Source organism: Marcopretia estuarina LEGE 06307, from assembly GCF_056633115.1.
The window spans coordinates 125518-143496 of the sequence record NZ_JBSJOY010000002.1 but is presented as its reverse complement, the minus strand read 5'-3'; the positions used below and the strand labels follow the sequence as shown (position 1 = coordinate 143496).

Annotated in this window: 10 protein-coding genes; 7 read left to right on the top strand and 3 right to left on the bottom strand. The window is 68.5% G+C overall.

Going from position 1 to position 17979, the window contains the following annotated elements:
- Positions 1–46 precede the first annotated feature (46 nt).
- Positions 47–3085 (bottom strand): excinuclease ABC subunit UvrA, encoded by a 3039-nt coding sequence (uvrA, locus tag ACWJI3_RS04970; RefSeq protein ID WP_233132864.1) that lies wholly within the window; start codon positions 3083–3085, stop codon positions 47–49.
- 87 nt (positions 3086–3172) lie between these two features.
- Complete coding sequence (gene recN / locus ACWJI3_RS04965; protein ID WP_480203057.1) at positions 3173–4900, bottom strand: DNA repair protein RecN; 1728 nt, start codon at positions 4898–4900, stop codon at positions 3173–3175.
- A 75-nt stretch (positions 4901–4975) separates the two neighbouring features.
- On the opposite strand from recN, the gene ACWJI3_RS04960 reads away from it, so the two are divergent.
- The 7 genes from ACWJI3_RS04960 to purF all read left to right on the top strand — a co-directional run bounded on the left by ACWJI3_RS04960 (position 4976) and on the right by purF (position 15464).
- Entirely contained in the window at positions 4976–6904 is a 1929-nt protein-coding gene (locus tag ACWJI3_RS04960; protein ID WP_480203056.1) for an ABC1 kinase family protein, read from the top strand.
- A gap of 27 nt (positions 6905–6931) precedes the next feature.
- Positions 6932–7582: an alpha/beta hydrolase gene (locus tag ACWJI3_RS04955; protein WP_480203055.1), complete on the top strand. Its 651-nt coding sequence runs from the start codon at positions 6932–6934 to the stop codon at positions 7580–7582.
- A 142-nt stretch (positions 7583–7724) separates the two neighbouring features.
- Positions 7725–8783: a threonine synthase gene (gene thrC, locus ACWJI3_RS04950; protein ID WP_255100710.1), complete on the top strand. Its 1059-nt coding sequence runs from the start codon at positions 7725–7727 to the stop codon at positions 8781–8783.
- Positions 8784–9308: 525 nt separating this feature from the next.
- The gene (gene dnaN / locus ACWJI3_RS04945; RefSeq protein ID WP_094511200.1) at positions 9309–10484 is read left to right on the top strand and encodes a DNA polymerase III subunit beta; all 1176 of its coding nucleotides are present in this window, start codon (positions 9309–9311) and stop codon (positions 10482–10484) included.
- A 4-nt stretch (positions 10485–10488) separates the two neighbouring features.
- Positions 10489–11388, top strand: a complete 900-nt coding sequence (locus ACWJI3_RS04940) for an RNA methyltransferase (protein ID WP_480203054.1) — start codon at positions 10489–10491, stop codon at positions 11386–11388.
- Between the two features lie 70 nt (positions 11389–11458).
- Entirely contained in the window at positions 11459–13828 is a 2370-nt protein-coding gene (purL, locus tag ACWJI3_RS04935) for a phosphoribosylformylglycinamidine synthase subunit PurL (RefSeq protein ID WP_480203053.1), read from the top strand.
- A 139-nt stretch (positions 13829–13967) separates the two neighbouring features.
- Positions 13968–15464, top strand: a complete 1497-nt coding sequence (gene purF / locus ACWJI3_RS04930) for an amidophosphoribosyltransferase (protein WP_480203052.1) — start codon at positions 13968–13970, stop codon at positions 15462–15464.
- Between the two features lie 51 nt (positions 15465–15515).
- On the opposite strand, the gene ACWJI3_RS04925 is transcribed toward purF, so the two are convergent.
- Positions 15516–17975: a DNA gyrase/topoisomerase IV subunit A gene (locus ACWJI3_RS04925; protein ID WP_259728999.1), complete on the bottom strand. Its 2460-nt coding sequence runs from the start codon at positions 17973–17975 to the stop codon at positions 15516–15518.
- Positions 17976–17979 lie beyond the last annotated feature (4 nt).

The following is a 17979-nucleotide window of genomic DNA, read 5'->3' as shown; positions in this document are numbered from 1 at the left end:
CCATGATCCCCTCCCGCTGGCCGTTGCTCGGTTGGTGGTGATGGCTTCAGGCCGAAAGGGCCTCCGGTGGATGCTGAGCCAGCACCTGCTGGAGGTAGCGACCCGTGTGGCTGGTGGGATGCTCCGCCACCTGCTCCGGCGTGCCGGCCACCACGATCTGCCCGCCCTTGTTGCCGCCTTCGGGGCCCAGATCGACCAGCCAGTCGGCACAACGGATCACATCGAGGTTGTGCTCGATCACCACGATCGAGTTGCCCTTGTCCACCAGCCGCTGCATCACATCCATCAGCTTGTGGACGTCGTAGAAGCTCAGGCCGGTGGTCGGTTCATCGATCAGGTAGAGGGTTTTGCCGGTGGCCCGCTTGGAGAGTTCGGTGGCCAGCTTCACCCGTTGGGCTTCACCGCCGGAGAGGGTGGGAGCGGGTTGGCCCAGCTTGATGTAGCCCAGCCCCACATCCACCAGGGTGCGCAGCCGGTCGGCCGCCTGGGGAATGGCGCTGAACACGTCGGCTGCCTGTTCCACCGTCATCTGCAGAACGTCGGCGATCGTGTGGCCTTTGTAGGTCACCTGAAGCGTTTCACGGTTGTAACGCGCCCCCTTGCAGACATCGCACTGCACATACACATCGGGCAGGAAATTCATCTCGATCACATTCACGCCCTGGCCACTGCAGGCCTCGCAGCGCCCGCCTTTCACGTTGAAGCTGAACTGGCCCACCTGATAGCCGCGGGCCTTGGCCTCCACCGTGGCGGCGAACACCTGGCGGATCGGATCGAAGGCACCCGTGTAGGTGGCGGGGTTGGAACGGGGCGTGCGGCCGATCGGGCTCTGATCGATCACGATCACCTTGTCGATCGACTGAATGCCTCGCAATTCATCGAGACCGGACGGGAACGGCACCTTCAGGCCCAGCTTGTGCTCGAGCGCCGGGTGGAGCAGTTCGTTGATCAAGGTGCTCTTGCCGCTGCCGCTCACCCCGGTGATCGCCACCAGGCGGCCGAGCGGAATGTCGACATCGAGCCCCTGCAGGTTGTTGCGAGAGCAATTGAGCAGCGAGAGCTTGCGGCTGCTGCTGGTGCGCCGCTCGGGCGGGGTCGGAATCGAGCGCCGCCCACTCAGGTAGGCCCCCGTGAGTGAGTCCTCCTCCGCCAGCAGGTTCTCGAGCGTGCCCTCGGCCACGATGCGGCCGCCGTGCACGCCCGCGCCCGGGCCGATGTCCACCAGGTGGTCGGCAGCGCGGATCGTGTCCTCGTCGTGTTCCACCACGATCAAGGTGTTGCCCAGGTCACGGAGCCGGAAGAGGGTGTTGAGCAGGCGGTCGTTGTCGCGCTGGTGCAGGCCAATGCTGGGTTCATCCAGCACGTAGAGCACGCCGGTGAGCCCGGCGCCGATCTGGGTGGCGAGGCGGATGCGCTGGGCCTCTCCGCCGGAGAGGGTCATGGCCGGGCGGTCGAGGCTGAGGTAATCGAGGCCCACATCCAGCAGGAAGCGCAGGCGCATGCGGATCTCACGCAGCACCAGATCGCCGATCTGGATCTGGCGGGGATTGAGCAGGGGGTCCGCCCCTTCCGCCTCCCCGACCCCCATCAATGACTCGATCCGCTGCAGCGTGTCGGCGACGCTCACATTGGTGAGATCGGTGATCGCATACGGCCCCACCTTCACCGCCAGCGCCTCAGGACGCAGCCGCAGGCCATGGCAGGTGCCGCAGGGAACCAGATCCAGATACTTCTCCAGCTTCTGGCGGATCGCCTCGCCGCTGGCGTCGCGCAGCTGCCGCTCCAGGATCGGCAGGATGCCTTCGAACGGGCGCAGGTAGCCCTGGCTCTTGGTGTAGCGGCTGTCGGTCTTGATGGCGATCGGCTCAGGGCTGCCGTGCAGCAGCAGTTGCTGCTGGTCTTTGGTGAGCTGGTTCCAGGGCTGCTTGATCTCGAAACCGAAGGCTTCCCCCACGCTGAACAGCAAGGAAAAGTAGTAGCTGTTGTCCTTTTCACTCCAAGGCGCCACCGCCGCATACACCGGCAGGGCGGGATCGGGCACCACCCGTTCCTCGGTGAACTTGCGCAGATGGCCGAGGCCATGGCAATCGGGGCAGGCGCCGTAGGGGCTGTTGAACGAGAACAGCCGGGGGGAGAGCTCTTCGATCACAGCGCCGTGCACGGGGCAGGCGAAGTTCTCGGAATAGAGCCGCTCACGCTCCACCCCTTCCGGCAGCTGCTCGCCGGTCTTGGGGACCACCTCCACCAGCGCCAGGCCGTCGCCGCGCTTGAGGCAGGTGCGCAGGGAGTCGGTGAGCCGTTCGTTGATGCCCTCACGCGCCACCAGTCGGTCGACGACCACCTCGATGTTGTGAGCGTGGTTCTTGTCGAGCTCGATGTTGTCGGAGAGTTCGCGCACCTCGCCGTTGATACGCACACGGGCGAAGCCTTCGGCCACCAGGCCGCTGAGCAGCTTGGTGTGGGTGCCCTTCTTGCCCCGCACCACAGGCGCCAGCAGCTGGTAGCGGGTGCCCTCCGGCAGGGAGGAGATCCGGTCGACCATCTCGTCGATGCTCTCGGGCCGGATCGAGCGGTCGCACTGAGGGCAGTGGGGTTCGCCGGCGCGCCCGAACAGCAGGCGGAGATAGTCCTGAATCTCCGTGACCGTGCCGACGGTGGAGCGAGGGTTGTGGCTGGTGGACTTCTGGTCGATCGAGATCGCCGGGGAAAGCCCCTCGATCGCATCCACATCGGGCTTGTCCACCTGACCGAGGAACTGGCGCGCGTAGGCGGAAAGGCTCTCGACGTAGCGGCGCTGCCCTTCGGCGAAGATCGTGTCGAAGGCCAGCGAGCTCTTGCCGCTGCCGCTCACACCGGTGAACACCACCAGCCGGTTGCGCGGGATGGTGAGATCCACGTCCTTGAGGTTGTGCTGGCGGGCGCCACGCACACGGATCACGTCCTCGAGGGCGCCGCCGTTGAGGGAGCGCAGCTTCGCCGCCTCTTCCTTGTCAAGGGCCGGGACCGTGGTGCTGGCTGTGGTCGACGTGGCGTCAGGCTCAGACGATGTGCCCTTGGGCCCAGAAACGATGCTCGCGCGGGGCATCCGGCCTCGTCTAGAGCGTCTGAGTCTACGGGTGTCTCCTGATGGGCAGGGTGCCGCCCCTCGACGGCAACGGAAACGGCGCTCCGCTCAGCTTCGCTCCAGCAGCCCGGCCGCGTAGCGATGGGCCTCACCGAAGTCGCCCCCTGCCAGTTCCGCCAGCTCCTGCTGACGTGCCTGGGTGTCCCGCAGCGGGCGCACCCGGGTGAGGGTGCGGCCCGCCTCCACCGCCTTGCTCACCTGGAAATGGTGATCGGCAGCGGCGGCCACCAGCGGCTGATGGGTCACACAGAACACCTGGCGCTGGGCAGCCAGCTGGCGCAGCAGCGCGGCGATGGCGCCACTCACGCGGCCGCTCACGCCGCTGTCGATTTCATCGAACAGCAGGGTGACGCCCGGATCCGCCGCCGCCAGGCAGGTTTTCAGCGCCAGCAGGAAGCGGCTCATCTCGCCACCGGAGGCCACTTCCCGCAGGGGAGCCAGCGGCTGGCCAGGGTTGGCGGAGAACAGAAAGGTGACCGCATCGGCCCCCTCCTCCGCCGGGGGCGTCGGCTCGATCGCCACCGAAAAGCGCACATCGGCCAGGCCCATCGGCCGCAGCGAGGCCGTCAGCTGCTCCTCCAGCTGCCGCGCCGCCCGCTGCCGCTGGGCGCTGAGCTGGCTGCAGGCCTGATCCCGCAGCAGGCGGGCCTGCTGCTCCTCGGCCTCAAGAGCTTCGAGGGCGGCGGCAGCCCCACCGCTGAGGCGCATGCGTAGCTGGTCGCGTTGCTCGATCAGCCCCGCCAGATCGCGGCCGTGGCGGCGCTCCAATCCCTTGAGCAGGGCCAGCCGCTCCTGCACCGCTTCCAGGCTGGAGGGATCGCTGTCGAGGGCACCGCCATAGCGCTCCAGGTCGCGGGCCAGGTCCTGCACGTGCTGCAGTGCTTCGCCACAGCGCTCCACCAGAGGCCCAAGGCTGGCGTCGAAGCCGGCCAGCTGTTGCAGCACCTGTTCGCAGGCGGCCAGATGATCGAGCGCTGCCGGGGCCTCTTCAGCCCCTTCCACCAGCCGGCCCAGCAGCAGCATCACCCCTTCCTGCAGCCGCACCGCATGGGCGAGGCGGTCCTGGTCCTGCTGCAGCCGCAGGCGTTCGTTGGGGTCGTCGAGGGCGGCAGCCTCCAGGGCCTCAAGCTGCTGGCAGGCCTCCTGCCGTTCCCGCTCCAGCCGGTCGCGGTCCGCCCGCGCCTGCTCCAGCCGAGCGGCAGCCTGGCGCCAGCTGCGCACCGCCTGCCGCACCGGCCCCAGACAGGTGGCCAGCGCGTCACCACCGCAGCGGTCCAGCCACTGACGCTGCTGGCCGGGACGGGCCAGTTCCTGGGTCTGACCCTGCACGGTGAGGTCCAGCAGCAGGGGCCGCAGCTCCAGCAGCTGCTGGCGGTTCACCACCACGCCGTTGATGCGACTGCGGCTCTGGATACGCTCGACGTTGCTGCGCCATTCGCGGCTGAGCACCAGGTCCACCGGTGGTTCAGCAGGTTCGTCTCCGTTCTGATCGAGGCCATCGGATTCGGCACCGACAAGCTGCTGATCCAGCTGCTGCTGCTGCAGCCAGGCCTGCACAGGCGCGGTGGTGGTGAACTGGGCTTCGATCAGGCTCCGCTCGGTGCCCTTGCGCAGCAGGCGCACGCCGGAGCCGCCGCCCAGCAGGGCATCGAGGGCATCGAGCAGCAATGACTTGCCGGCACCGGTTTCACCGGTGAGCACGGTGAAGCCCGTGGAGAACTCCAGCTCCAGGCTCTCCACCAGCGCGATGTTCTCGAGGCGCAGTCCCGTGAGCACCCGGTGCCTCAGCCGTCTGCCCGACCGTAGCGACGCTGAGATTCGTTTAGAAGGGGTTGATCGATCTGCCCCGTGATGGTTCGCTCCGACCATGTGAGCACCCCTGCGGAGCTCAGCGACTTCATCGAAGCCGCCGGCCTGCTCAGCTACGACCCGGCGGCGATCACCCGCCTCTACGCCGGTCACCCCCGGCGTCTGCTGCTGCGGCTCTGGCAGACCCTGATGCCCATCAGTCTGTTCCTGGTGGGTGTGGCCGTCGATCGCTTCACCGGTCTGCTCAGCAACCCCGACCGGGCCCGGGAGCGGGCGCGCGAATGCGCCCAGCTGCTGGTGGCGCTCGGTCCCGCCTTCATCAAGGCCGGCCAGGCCCTCTCCACCCGGCCCGACATCGTGCCGCCGGTGCTGCTGGAGGAGCTGGCCCAGCTGCAGGATCAATTGCCCGGCTTCGACGGTGCACTGGCCATGGCCTGCATCGAAGAAGATCTGGGTGCGCCCGTCTCCGAGATCTACGCCCAGCTCGATCGCGAGCCGATCTCCGCCGCTTCACTCGGCCAGGTGCATAGGGGCACGCTCAAGGACGGCCAGGCGGTGGCGGTGAAGGTGCAGCGCCCTGGTCTGCGCGAGCAGATCACGCTCGATCTCTACATCGTGCGCAACATCGCCTCCTGGATCAACCGGAATGTAGGCCTGGTGCGCAGCGATCTGGTGGCCCTGATCGATGAACTGGGCAAGCGGGTATTCGAGGAGATGGATTATCTCAACGAAGCCAGGAACGCCGAAACCTTCGCCAGGCTCCACCAGCACAACCCGAACATCGCCGTACCGGCCATCTATCACGAGGCCACCAGCCGCCGCGTGCTCACGATGGAGTGGATCGATGGGGTGAAACTCACCAATCTGGAGGCGGTGCGCTCGCTCGGCATCGACCCCGACCACATGGTGCAGATCGGCGTGAACTGCAGCCTGCAGCAACTGCTGGAGCACGGCTTTTTCCACGCCGATCCCCACCCCGGCAATCTGCTGGCCCTGCCGGATGGCCGCCTGGCTTACCTGGATTTCGGCATGATGAGCGAGGTGAGCCGCGAATCGCGCACCGGGCTGATCCAGGCGGTGGTGCACCTGGTGAACCGCAACTTCTCAGCCCTCTCCACCGATTTCGTGCAGCTCGGTTTTCTGGGCGAAGAGGTGAATCTGGAGCCGATTGTGCCGGCGTTCGAATCGGTGTTCGGCCAGGCCCTGGAGATGGGAGTGAGCCGGATGGATTTCAAGGCGGTCACCGACGATCTCTCCGGGGTGATGTACCGCTTCCCCTTTCAGGTGCCGCCTTACTACGCCCTGATCATCCGCTCGCTGGTCACGCTCGAAGGCATTGCTCTGAGCGTGGATCCGGAGTTCAAGATTCTCGGTGCGGCCTACCCTTACTTCGCCCGCCGGCTGATGGAGGATCCGGATCCGGATCTGCGCCGCAGCCTGCGCGAGATGCTCTTCGATGGTGAGGAGTTCCGTTGGCAGCGGCTGGAAAATCTGATCAGCAGCGCCTCCCTCCAGGATCAGCTGGATGTAGAGGGTCTGCTGGATCAGGTGCTCGATTTCCTCTTCTCGCCCAAGGGAGGCATGCTGCGCCAGCAGCTGGTCGATGCGATGGTCGACCGGCTCGATGCGCTTGGCTGGCGGGCCGTGCAGGCGATGGGGCGGCGGCTGCCGAAACGGCTGCAGCCACCGGGCCTGCGGGGCATGGAGCGGATGAGTGTGATCGACGCCCAGTTGCTGGATCTTGAACCCGTGCAGCAACTCCTGGTGGTGCTGCGCGATGTGCCGGGCTTCGAACCCCGTCTGCTGCTGCGCCGGCTGCCACGGTTGCTGGCGGAACCCGACCTGCGCCGCATGGGGCTGCAGCTGGCCCAGGGGTTGGCGGAGCGGGGGGTGGTGCGCCTGCTGCGCGACGTGCTGGTGGCGCCGGAAACCCGTCGAGCCGCTGGAATGGCACCGGTCGGCAGCTTCTAGGATCAGCGTCCAGCCAGGGAGTTTCAGTTGCGCATCCGCCCCAACGTCCTGGGGGTCCTGCTCGGGCTCTCGCTGAGCACGGCCGCTCCGAGTCTTCAGGCGGCCGAGCAACTGGTTTTCGTCAGCGGCGCCTTCCGGCGCTCGATCCCGGTCGCTGATCTCGACCATCTGGCCGCCACCGGCCAGGCCCGCGGCCTGCTGGCCGACGTGCTCAAGATCGGCCGCCAGAACCCGGAAGATGTGGCACGGCTGCTGAACCAGAAGATCACTCTGCCGCTGGTGCTCACCAGCCGCCTGCTGTCCACCCGCATCGGCGAGGCGATCCTGCAGCGTCTGGCGGGCATCTTCGCGCCGTTGCGGGCACCGGGCACCGGCGTTCCGGCGCTCCGCTCCGCCCTGATCATCGGCATCAGCAACGGCAACGGCACCCTCACCCCCACCGGCTTTCTGAGGGCTTACCCCGCCAACGAGCTGGCGATCAACATCCCGGCCCTGCTCAGCCTGGTGGGCAAAACCAATTCGATCACCGATCTGGTGCGGTTCTTCTCCGAATCCCCGCTTGACGGCCTGCGGGAGGGCAATGAACGGCCCTCCGGCCCCCCGGCACCGTCCACCAGCCCTCCAGCCAGCGCACCCGGCCAAACGCCCGCCAGCGCACCCGATGCCAAGGGGTCCTGAATCGCTCCAGGCCCCAAGGCCAGCTCTCAGGGCGTGAAGCCCTCTCGGCGCTTCTTAACCGCCGCGTAGATTCGCCACAGCCTGCTCCGTCGCGCCCGTGCCGCTGCTCTCTGCCCTCAGGCGCCTGGGCGCGAAGCCCACGCTGCAGGACTGGCCGGGGCTGATCGAGGCCTACCGCCCCTGGCTGCCGGTCAGCGACCGCACGCCGGTGATCACGCTGCGCGAAGGCGCCACCCCGCTGATCCCCGCCCCGGCGATTGCGGCGCGCGTGGGCCGCGGCGTGAAGGTGTTCCTCAAGTACGACGGCCTCAACCCCACCGGCAGCTTCAAGGACCGGGGGATGACGATGGCGGTGAGCAAGGCGCGCGAAGCCGGCGCTGAAGCGGTGATCTGCGCGAGCACCGGCAACACCTCCGCCGCGGCCGCGGCCTATGCCAAGCGCGGTGGCATGCGCGCCTTCGTGCTCATCCCCGATGGCTACGTGGCCCAGGGAAAGCTGGCCCAGGCGCTGATGTACGGCGCCGAGGTGCTGGCGGTGAAGGGCAACTTCGACCGGGCGCTGGCGATCGTGCGCGAGGTGGCCGACAGCTACCCCGTCACCCTGGTCAATTCCCTCAACCCCTTCCGGCTGCAGGGCCAGAAGACGGCCGCCTTCGAGGTGGTCGATGCGCTTGGCGATGCCCCCGACTGGCTGTGCATCCCGATGGGCAATGCCGGCAACATCAGCGCCTACTGGATGGGCTTCCAGGAGTACCGGCAGGCCGGGCACAGCCAGCGGCTGCCCCGGATGATGGGCTTCCAGGCCAGCGGCTCCGCCCCCCTGGTGCTGGGCCACACGGTGGAGCAACCGGACACCATCGCCACGGCGATCCGCATCGGCAACCCGGCCAACCGCGAGAAGGCCCTGGCGGTGCGTGAGCAGAGCAACGGGGCCTTCCATGCGGTCACCGATCAGGAGATCCTGGAGGCCTACAAGCTGCTGGGCCGGGAGGAAGGGGTGTTCTGCGAACCCGCCAGCGCCGCTTCGGTGGCCGGCCTGCTGCAGCGGGCAGCGGAGGTGCCGGCAGGGGCCACGGTGGTCTGTGTGCTCACCGGCAACGGCTTGAAGGATCCCGGCACCGCGATCGATCACAGCGACGGCGCCTTCCATGCCGGCCTGGCGCCGGAGGTGGACGTGGTCGCCAAGGTGATGGGCTTCTGAGACCAGGGCTTAAGTCCACCTGAACAACCAGGAGCCCCCGCCCACGGCCTTTCGTGGACGGGGGCTTTTGGCGTTCGGGCACGGACAGCGCCGCTGGAGAGCCCTGAAGCGGCCGGAAGCGTGGCGTTTTGATGTCGGCCGGTGAACAGACCGTCCCAGGGAAAAACGGGGGGCCAGCGGTGGAAAAGTGCGGCTGAATCTGGGCCCCGAACAGAGCGTCGGTTTTCCTCAGGCAGGGAAATCGTGGAAAAGGGGAAAACGTGCGGTTTCCGTCAGCGGTTCTCCCCATGCCTGTTGAGCCAGATCCCCTGCTGCAACTAGCTTTCTGAGTTTCTCCCCGATTTCCACACCCCCTACGACTACGGCTGTTTTTCTCCTTTTTCTGAAAGAGAGAACTTCCGTAGAAGGATCGCGGAAAACGGGCGTGGAAAAGGGCGCTGACGGTCGTCCGCCGTTGCGGATCGCCCCGGCTTGTGGAAGCGTGGTGGGGCCCGAAAAGGGCATCCCACCCGGAGTCTCGAAACGATGAAGCTGGTCTGCTCCCAGGCGGAACTGAGCGCCAGCCTTCAGTTGGTCAGCCGCGCAGTGGCGGCCCGGCCGACCCATCCGGTGCTGGCCAACGTGCTGCTCACCGCCGATGCCGGCACCGGCCGGTTGAGCCTTACCGGCTTCGATCTCAATCTCGGCATCCAGACGAGCCTGCCTGCGGCGGTGGAAACCAGCGGCGCGATCACGCTGCCGTCCCGCCTGTTCGGCGAGATCGTTTCCCGGCTCTCCGCCGACAGTCCGATCACCCTGGAGTGCCCCGAAGGCCAGGAGCAGGTGGAGCTCACCAGCTTCTCCGGCAGCTACCAGATGCGCGGGCTGTCGGCGGAGGATTTTCCCGACCTCCCACTGGTGCAGACCGGCGCTCCGATCCGGCTGGAAGCGGACGCGCTGATCAAGGGCCTGCGCGCCACCCTGTTCGCCAGCAGCCCGGATGAGGCCAAGCAGTTGCTCACCGGCGTGCATCTCGGCCTGGAGCACGACGGTCTCGAATGCGCCGCCACCGACGGCCACCGCCTCTCGGTGCTGCGTCTCGACAATGCGGCGGCCGCTGCTGCCGGTGCGGGCCCCGGTAACGGCGCAACGGATGCGGAAGAGGCGCCGAGCTTTGCGGTCACGGTGCCGGCCCGCTCCCTGCGCGAACTGGAGCGCCTGCTGTCCTCCCGCCAGTCGCAGGAGCCGGTGAGCCTGTTCAGCGAACGCGGGCAGGTGGTGTTCGTCTGGGCGGATCAGGTGCTCACCAGCCGCAGCCTCGACGGCACCTATCCCAACTACGGCCAGCTGATTCCCGCCTCCTTCAGCCGCACGCTCGAGCTCGACCGCCGCGCCTTCGTCAACGCCCTGGAGCGGGTGGCCGTGGTGGCCGATCAGCACAACAACGTGGTGAAGCTGAGCAGCGACCCATCCGCCGACATCCTGCGCATCAGTGCCGACGCCCAGGATGTGGGCAGCGGCTCGGAATCCTTGCCGGCGCTGGTGAAAGGGGACGCGATCGAGATCGCTTTCAATGTGCGCTACGTGCTCGATGGCCTCAAAGCGATGACCGCCGACCGGGTCGAGCTGCGCTGCAATGCCCCCACCACGCCCGCCGTGCTGGCGCCGCTGGAGGATCCGAGCTTCACCTACCTGGTGATGCCCGTGCAGATCCGCAGCTGATGCCGTGAGCCTTCCCGCTCAGCTGCTGCTCTCCGACCTGCTGCGCCTGCGGGTGCGCTGCGATCAGGGCCTCGACCACGGCCCCGGACTGATGGGCTGGATGCACCCGCCGGTGCACCGCCTGCTCGGCTGGGCCAGCAAACCCTCCGCCTTCGGCACCCGCCGGCTGGTCTGGCGCCTCGACCAGCTGCGCGGCCTCGGTGAACTGGAGGCATTGGTGCTGGGCGAACCGGCCGTCACCGATCCGGCCACGCTCGAACGCCTGCCCACGCTGTTCGATGCCGCCTTGACCGGCGCTGGGGGTTCCGTGCTGGGCACGGTGGCGGATGCGGCCGTGGAGCTGCGCAGTGGGCGCATCCTGCACTACCTGGTGTCGCGCAGCGATCCGCGTCTGCCGGGCACCAGCCGCTGGCGCCTCACTCCCGATCGGATCGTCGATCAGCAGCCCGGCCAGGTGCTCACCGGCCTCGGCGGCCTCGACGACCTGCCGCTGGCCAAGGCCAGTGTGCGGCAGGAGTTTCTGCGCCGCTCACGCCGCTGGCGGGATCAGGTGGGTCAGGAGACCACCCGGATCAGGGATCAGTTCCAGGAGGTGGGCGGACGCTTCGAGGAACGGCTGGAAGGCTGGCTGGAGGAACCCCCCTGGCAGGAGCCGCAGCGGGACGGTCCGCCCTGGCAGGACGCCGATTCCGGCCGCCGTCAACCGGACGGCGACCCGCTGGACGACTGGGACGACGACGATCGTCTGGAGGATCGCGACTACGGGCCCAGGGCCTGGGACTCGCCTGAGGACGATCCGGAGCTCGAACCGGACACGGACCGCTACCGTCGGACCCAGCCTGTCAGCGAGGGACCGTCCCGGCGGGGCAGCCGCTACGACAGCGACACGGATCCCTGGGTCTGAACCTGCCGATCCCCCGGCGGCCGTGGGCGCTCGCTCGGCCAGACTGCGCTTTCCTGCCTGCGGCCGCCTGGTGTCCTCCCCCTCCTTTCCGCTTGCCGAAGCTCTGCGCAAGGAGGGCCTCAGCCAGGCGGACTACGACGAGATCGTGCGGCGGCTGGGCCGGGCACCGAACCGCGCCGAGCTGGGCATGTTCGGGGTGATGTGGTCGGAGCACTGCTGTTACCGCAACTCCCGCCCCCTGCTCGGCCAGTTCCCCACCACCGGGCCGCGCATCCTGGTGGGGCCCGGTGAGAACGCCGGCGTCGTCGACCTGGGCGAGGGTCAGCATCTGGCCTTCAAGATCGAAAGCCATAACCACCCTTCGGCCGTGGAGCCCTTCCAGGGCGCGGCCACCGGTGTGGGCGGCATCCTGCGCGACATCTTCACCATGGGCGCGCGCCCGATCGCGCTGCTCAATGCCCTGCGCTTCGGTCCGCTGGAGGATCCCCGCAATGTGGGGCTGATGGAAGGCGTGGTGGCCGGCATCGCCCATTACGGCAACTGCGTCGGTGTGCCGACGGTGGGAGGGGAGGTGGCCTTCGATCCCAGCTACAGCGGCAACCCGCTGGTCAACGCCATGGCCCTGGGGCTGATGGAAACCGAGGAGATTGTGCGTTCGGGTGCGGCGGGCGTGGGCAATCCGGTGGTCTACGTGGGTAGCACCACCGGCCGGGATGGCATGGGCGGGGCCAGTTTTGCCTCCGCCGAGCTCACCGAAGCCTCCCTCGATGACCGCCCGGCCGTGCAGGTGGGGGATCCCTTCCTGGAGAAGGGGCTGATCGAGGCCTGCCTGGAAGCCTTCCAGAGCGGCGATGTGGTGGCCGCCCAGGACATGGGCGCCGCCGGCCTCACCTGCAGCTGCTCGGAGATGGCTGCCAAGGGGGGCGTGGGTGTGGAGCTCGATCTCGACCGCGTGCCGGCCCGCGAAGACGGCATGACTGCCTACGAGTTCCTGCTGTCGGAATCGCAGGAGCGCATGTTGTTCGTGGTGCGTCAGGGCCGCGAGCAGCCGCTGATGGAGCGCTTCCGCCGCTGGGGCCTGCAGGCCGCGGTGGTGGGCCGCGTGGTGGCCGAGAACGTGGTACGGGTGCTGCAGCACGGCGCGGTGGCCGCCGAAGTGCCGGCCAATGCCCTGGCCGACGACACCCCGATCAACCACCACGAGCTGCTCGCTGCCCCGCCCGCCGAGATCCAGGCCCACTGGCAGTGGAGCGAGGCCCAGCTGCCGCCCGCCGACACCGCCGGGATTACCCCGGCGGGCCAGTCACCGCTCAGCTGGAACCAGGTGCTGCTGGCCCTGCTCGACACGCCCACGATCGCGAGCAAGCGCTGGGTGTACCGCCAGTACGACCACCAGGTGCAGGGCAATACCGTGATGCCCCCCGGCGGCGCCGACGCGGCCGTGGTGCGGCTCCGGCCTCAGCAGGGGCCTGGCTCGTTGCTGCCGGCCCAGCGCGGCGTGGCGGCGGTGGTGGATTGCCCCAACCGCTGGGTGGCCCTCGATCCGCAGCGGGGCGCGATGGCGGCGGTGGCCGAAGCGGCCCGCAACCTCAGCTGCGTGGGGGCCGAGCCGTTGGCCGTGACCGACAACCTCAATTTCCCTTCCCCCGACCACCCCACCGGCTACTGGCAGCTGGCGATGGCCTGCCGCGGCCTGTCGGAGGCCTGCGCCGCGCTCGGTACACCGGTCACCGGCGGCAACGTCTCCCTCTACAACGAGACCCGCCTGCCCGACGGGCGCCTGCAGCCGATCCATCCCACCCCCGTGGTGGGGATGGTGGGTCTGGTGCCCGATCTTGCCCGTGTCACCGGCCAGGCCTGGCGCGCGGCCGGTGATGCCATCTGGCTGCTCGGTGTGCCGCTGGCGGGCGACGATGACGCCGACGAGCGGTTCGGGCTGGCGGCCAGCGGCTACCTGGAGTGGATCCACGGGCTCAGCACCGGCCGGCCGCCGCGCACTGACCTGGCGCTGGAGCTGGCGGTGCAGGCTCTGTTGCGGCAGGCGATCGCCCAGGGGGTGGTGACTGCCGCCCACGATCTCAGCGACGGCGGCCTGGCGGTGGCGGCGGCCGAATGCTGTCTCGCCTCGGGTCTGGGCGCGCAGCTGGAGTTGCCGGCGGGCACGGCCCGGGCCGACCGGCTGCTGTTCGCCGAGGGCGGCGCCAGGGTGCTGGTGAGCGTGCCGCCTGCCCAGGCCCAGGCCTGGCAGGCGTTGGTGGAGCAGGCGCCGCTGAGCGGTGCCGCCGGCTCGCCGCCAGCCTGCCAGCGGTTGGGCCAGGTGCAGGCTGAGGCGCTGCTGAGCATCGAGCGGGGCGGCACGACGTTGCTGGCGCAGCCGCTCGATGTGTTGGGGCTGGCTTACGAGCAGGGGATTCCCCGCCGCTTGGCCGGCGGGGCCTGAGGCAGACTGTCAACGCAGTCGGTCAGTGGTCAGGCCTGTGGTTCGCGCGCACCCCAGGCAGCACCCCTCCCCGTCACCATCCGGCCCCCATGGCGCCAGCTCGCCTGCGCTGGGTGACGGGTCCAAACACGCACAAGCCATGACCGCTCCTGCCGTGGCTGCTGAACCCGCTGCAGCAGCGGAGGCAGAGCGTCCCGATCGCATGGAGGAGGCCTGCGGCGTGTTCGCCGTCTATGCCACCGGCCAGCCGGTGGCGAACCTCACCTACTTCGGCCTCTACGCGCTGCAGCACCGGGGGCAGGAGTCGGCTGGGATCGCCGTGTTCAACGGCGCCAAGATCCGGCTCCACAAAGACATGGGCCTGGTCAGCCAGGTGTTCGATCAGGACGTGCTGGAGCGCATGCCAGGCGACCTGGCGATCGGCCACAACCGCTATTCCACCACCGGCAGCAGCCGGGTCTGCAACGCCCAGCCGGTGGTGCTGATGACCCGCCTCGGGCCCTTCGGCCTGGCGCACAACGGCAATCTGGTCAACGCCAACGAGTTGCGCGAGGCCCTCGACCATCTCGCCGGTGAATTCACCTCCACCACCGATTCGGAGCTGATCGCCTTCGCGCTTCAGGAGGCCGTGGATGGAGGTCTGGGCTGGAGCGCCGCGATCCGTCAGGCCGCCGGCCGCTGCCGCGGCGCCTTCAGCCTGGCGATCGGCACCCCGGACGGTCTGTTCGCCCTGCGCGATGGCTATGGGGTGCGCCCGCTGGTGTTCGGCCACATGGGCGACAAGCACCAGGGGCAATGGGTGCTCAGCAGCGAAACCTGCGGCCTCGACATCATCGGCGCCTCCTACGACGGCGATGTGGGCCCAGGCGAACTGATTCACTTCCGGGCGGGCGAGCCGGTGCCCGAGCGGGTGCGCTGGATCGAGGAGCCGGCGAAGCTGTGCGTCTTCGAGATGATCTACTTCGCCCGGCCCGACAGCCGCTTCTTCGGCGAATCCCTGTATAGCTACCGCCATCGCATCGGTGAGATGCTGGCGCGCGAATCCGCCGTGGAGGCGGACATTGTGATCGGCGTGCCCGATTCCGGCATCCCTGCTGCCATCGGTTTCTCCAAGGGCAGTGGCATCCCCTTCGCCGATGGGCTGATCAAGAACCGCTATGTGGGCCGCACCTTCATCCAGCCCACCCAGGCGATGCGGGAGGCGGGCATCCGCGTCAAGCTCAATCCCCTGCCGGATGTGCTCTCCGGCAAGCGGGTGATCGTGATCGACGACTCAATCGTGCGCGGCACCACCAGCCGCAAGCTGGTGATGGCGCTGCGGGATGCGGGCGCCACCGAAGTGCACATGCGCATCAGTTCGCCGCCGGTCACCCATCCCTGCTTCTACGGCATCGACACCGACAACCAGGAGCAGCTGATCGCTGCCCGGCTCACCCTTGAAGAGATCACTGCCCACCTCGGCGTCGATTCGCTCGCCTATCTCAGCCAGGAGGGAATGCTGGAGGCCGCCCACGACCATTCCTCCCATTTCTGCACCGCCTGCTTCGATGGCAACTACCCGATTCCCATGGACGACGCCGTCCGCTCCAGCAAGCTGATGCTGGAGCCCTCAGGCCTGGCGGCCACCAAGCCCTGAGCCTTGCTGCCGGGGCCCTGAGGATCAGCAGGTCAGCTCAGCCCTCGGAAATCAGTTGATCAGTGGTACCAGGGCCTGCACGCTGTCGCCGGCCGCCAGTGGCTGCGGCAGTTCGCCGGGTTCGTCGGGGTTCTGGGCCGAAAGCGTGGCTGGATCGAGGCGGAAGCTGCGGGTCGGGCTCAGCACAACCCCCAGGGTGGACGTTCCGCACACCTGCAGGTCCACCAGGGCGTCGCTGCGATCGAGGAAGCGCAGGCCGATCTGGCCCAGCTCGCCCCGCTGGCACCGCCTCAGACTCTCCAGCCGCAGGCGCTTGATCCGTCCCAGGCGGCTGGCCAGCACCACGTCCTGATCCGAGCGGGGGGCGCAGGCACCGGCAATCGTCTCGCCGGGCAGCAGCCGCAGCAGCAGGGGGCCCTGGGCCGCCCGCCCCATCAACGGCACGTCGGCGTCGGTCAGCTGCAGGCGCAGCAGGCGCCCGGAGCTGCTGCCCACCACCAGGTCCTGGTCGTCGCTGCAGGGCACCACACGGCGCAGTACCACGCCGTCCTTCAGCTTGAGCACGGTGGCGGCACGGCCGGACAGCTCGAGAAACGCGTCGATCGGCAGCCGCTTGAAACGGCCGTCGCTGCTCAGCAGGCCCAGGCTGCCCTCGGGTTGTGCCGGGAGTGGCAATACCTGAATGATCGGGTCATCGAGCAGGCTCTCGGGCAGGAACTTCTCCAGGCCCCCCTGCTGCTGTCCGGCATACTCCCAGCGCAGCAGGGCCACCCGCCCACCGGCGCTGAAGGCCAGCACGGCCGGTTTATCGCTCACCGCCAGGATCAGCCGCGCCGGGGACGGGTGCTCACCCAGCGGGGCGGCCTCCTCCAGATGCAGGCGGCCGAGCAGCTGGGGGCCCACGATCCGCACCTGGCCATCGGCCTGGATCAGCAGGCGACCATCGCCGGGCAGGGCGTCGAGCGCCTGCTGCCGCTGCAGCTCGGTGGTGGGTCGGGTGGCAGCGGCACGCTGTGCCACCAGGGCATCGCCGCCGGCCACCAGACGCGTGCGCCGGGGCGTGGCATAGCGCTTCTTCAGGCTTTTCAGCTCAGTCACCATGGCGTCGAGCAGGGCCTGGCGGTCGTCGAGCAGGTGCCGCAGCCGCTCCCGTTCCTGTGCCAGCTCAGCGGCCTCCTGCCGCAGGCCGTCCTGCTCCAGGCTGGTGAGGCGCCGCAGCGGCATGGCCAGCACCGCCTCGGCCTGCCGTTCGCTCAGATCAAAGTGGACCTGCAGGCTCGCCTTGGCCGTGGCGGCATCCTTGGCCGCCTGGATCCGGGCAATCACCTCCTGCAGGGCATCGAGCGCCCGGATCAGACCCTCCACCACCTCCAGCCGGTCTTCGGTGCGGCGCAGGGCGTGGTTGGTGCGCCGGATCAGGGTGTGTTCCCGGTACTCCAGGAAATGGTTAAGGATCTGCCGCAGGCTCAGCTGCAGCGGCTGGCCGTGGACGAGCGCCAGCATGATCGCCCCGAAATTGCTCTGCAGGGCCGTGCGGCGTTGCAGTTCGGCCAGCACCTTGGCGGGCTCCCCGTCGCGGCGCACCTCCACCACCACCCGCATGCCATCGCGGTCGCTCTCGTCGCGGATGTCGGCGATGCCACCGATCTTGCCGTCGTTGACCTGCTCCGCCAGCTTCTCGATCCAGCCCGCCTTGCTCAGCTGGTAGGGGAGTTCGGTGATCACCACGGCGCCGCGGCGGTGGCGCCCCTTGCCGGGCTGCACCTCCTCGATGTGGGCCACCCCCCGCATCGGGATGCTGCCGCGGCCGTTCAGGTAGGTGTCGCGCACGCCGCTGCCGGTGAGCACTTCGCCGCCGGTCGGAAAGTCGGGGCCGGGGACCAGTTCGAGCAGTTTGTCGTCGCTGAGATCGGGCTTGCGGATCAGGGCGATCAGGGCGTCCACCACTTCGCCCAGGTTGTGGGGCGGAATGCTGGTGGCCATGCCCACGGCGATGCCCGAGCAGCCGTTCAGCAGCAGGAAGGGCAGCTGCGCGGGCAGCACGGTCGGTTCCTGCTGGGAGGAATCGAAGTTGGGGGCGAAATCAACCGTGTCGTTGCCGATTTCATCGAGCAACCCCTGATTGGCGATCGGTGCCAGGCGCGTTTCCGTGTAGCGCATCGCCGCTGGCGGGTCGTCGTCGACCGAGCCGAAGTTGCCGTGGCCATCGAGCAGCGGATGGCGGCTGGCGAAGGTCTGCACGAGGCGTACCAGCGCGTCGTACACGGCCTGGTCGCCATGCGGGTGGTACTTACCAAGCACATCACCCACCACCCGGGCGCATTTTCGGTAGGGCCGGTCCGGGGTGAGACCCAGCTCGTGCATGGCGAACAGGATGCGCCGCTGCACGGGCTTGAGGCCATCGCGCACATCCGGCAGGGCCCGGCCCACGATCACGCTCATCGCGTATTCGAGGTACGACCGCTGCATCTCCTGATGCAGGGAGATCGGTTGGACGCGCTCCTCTGCCATCCGG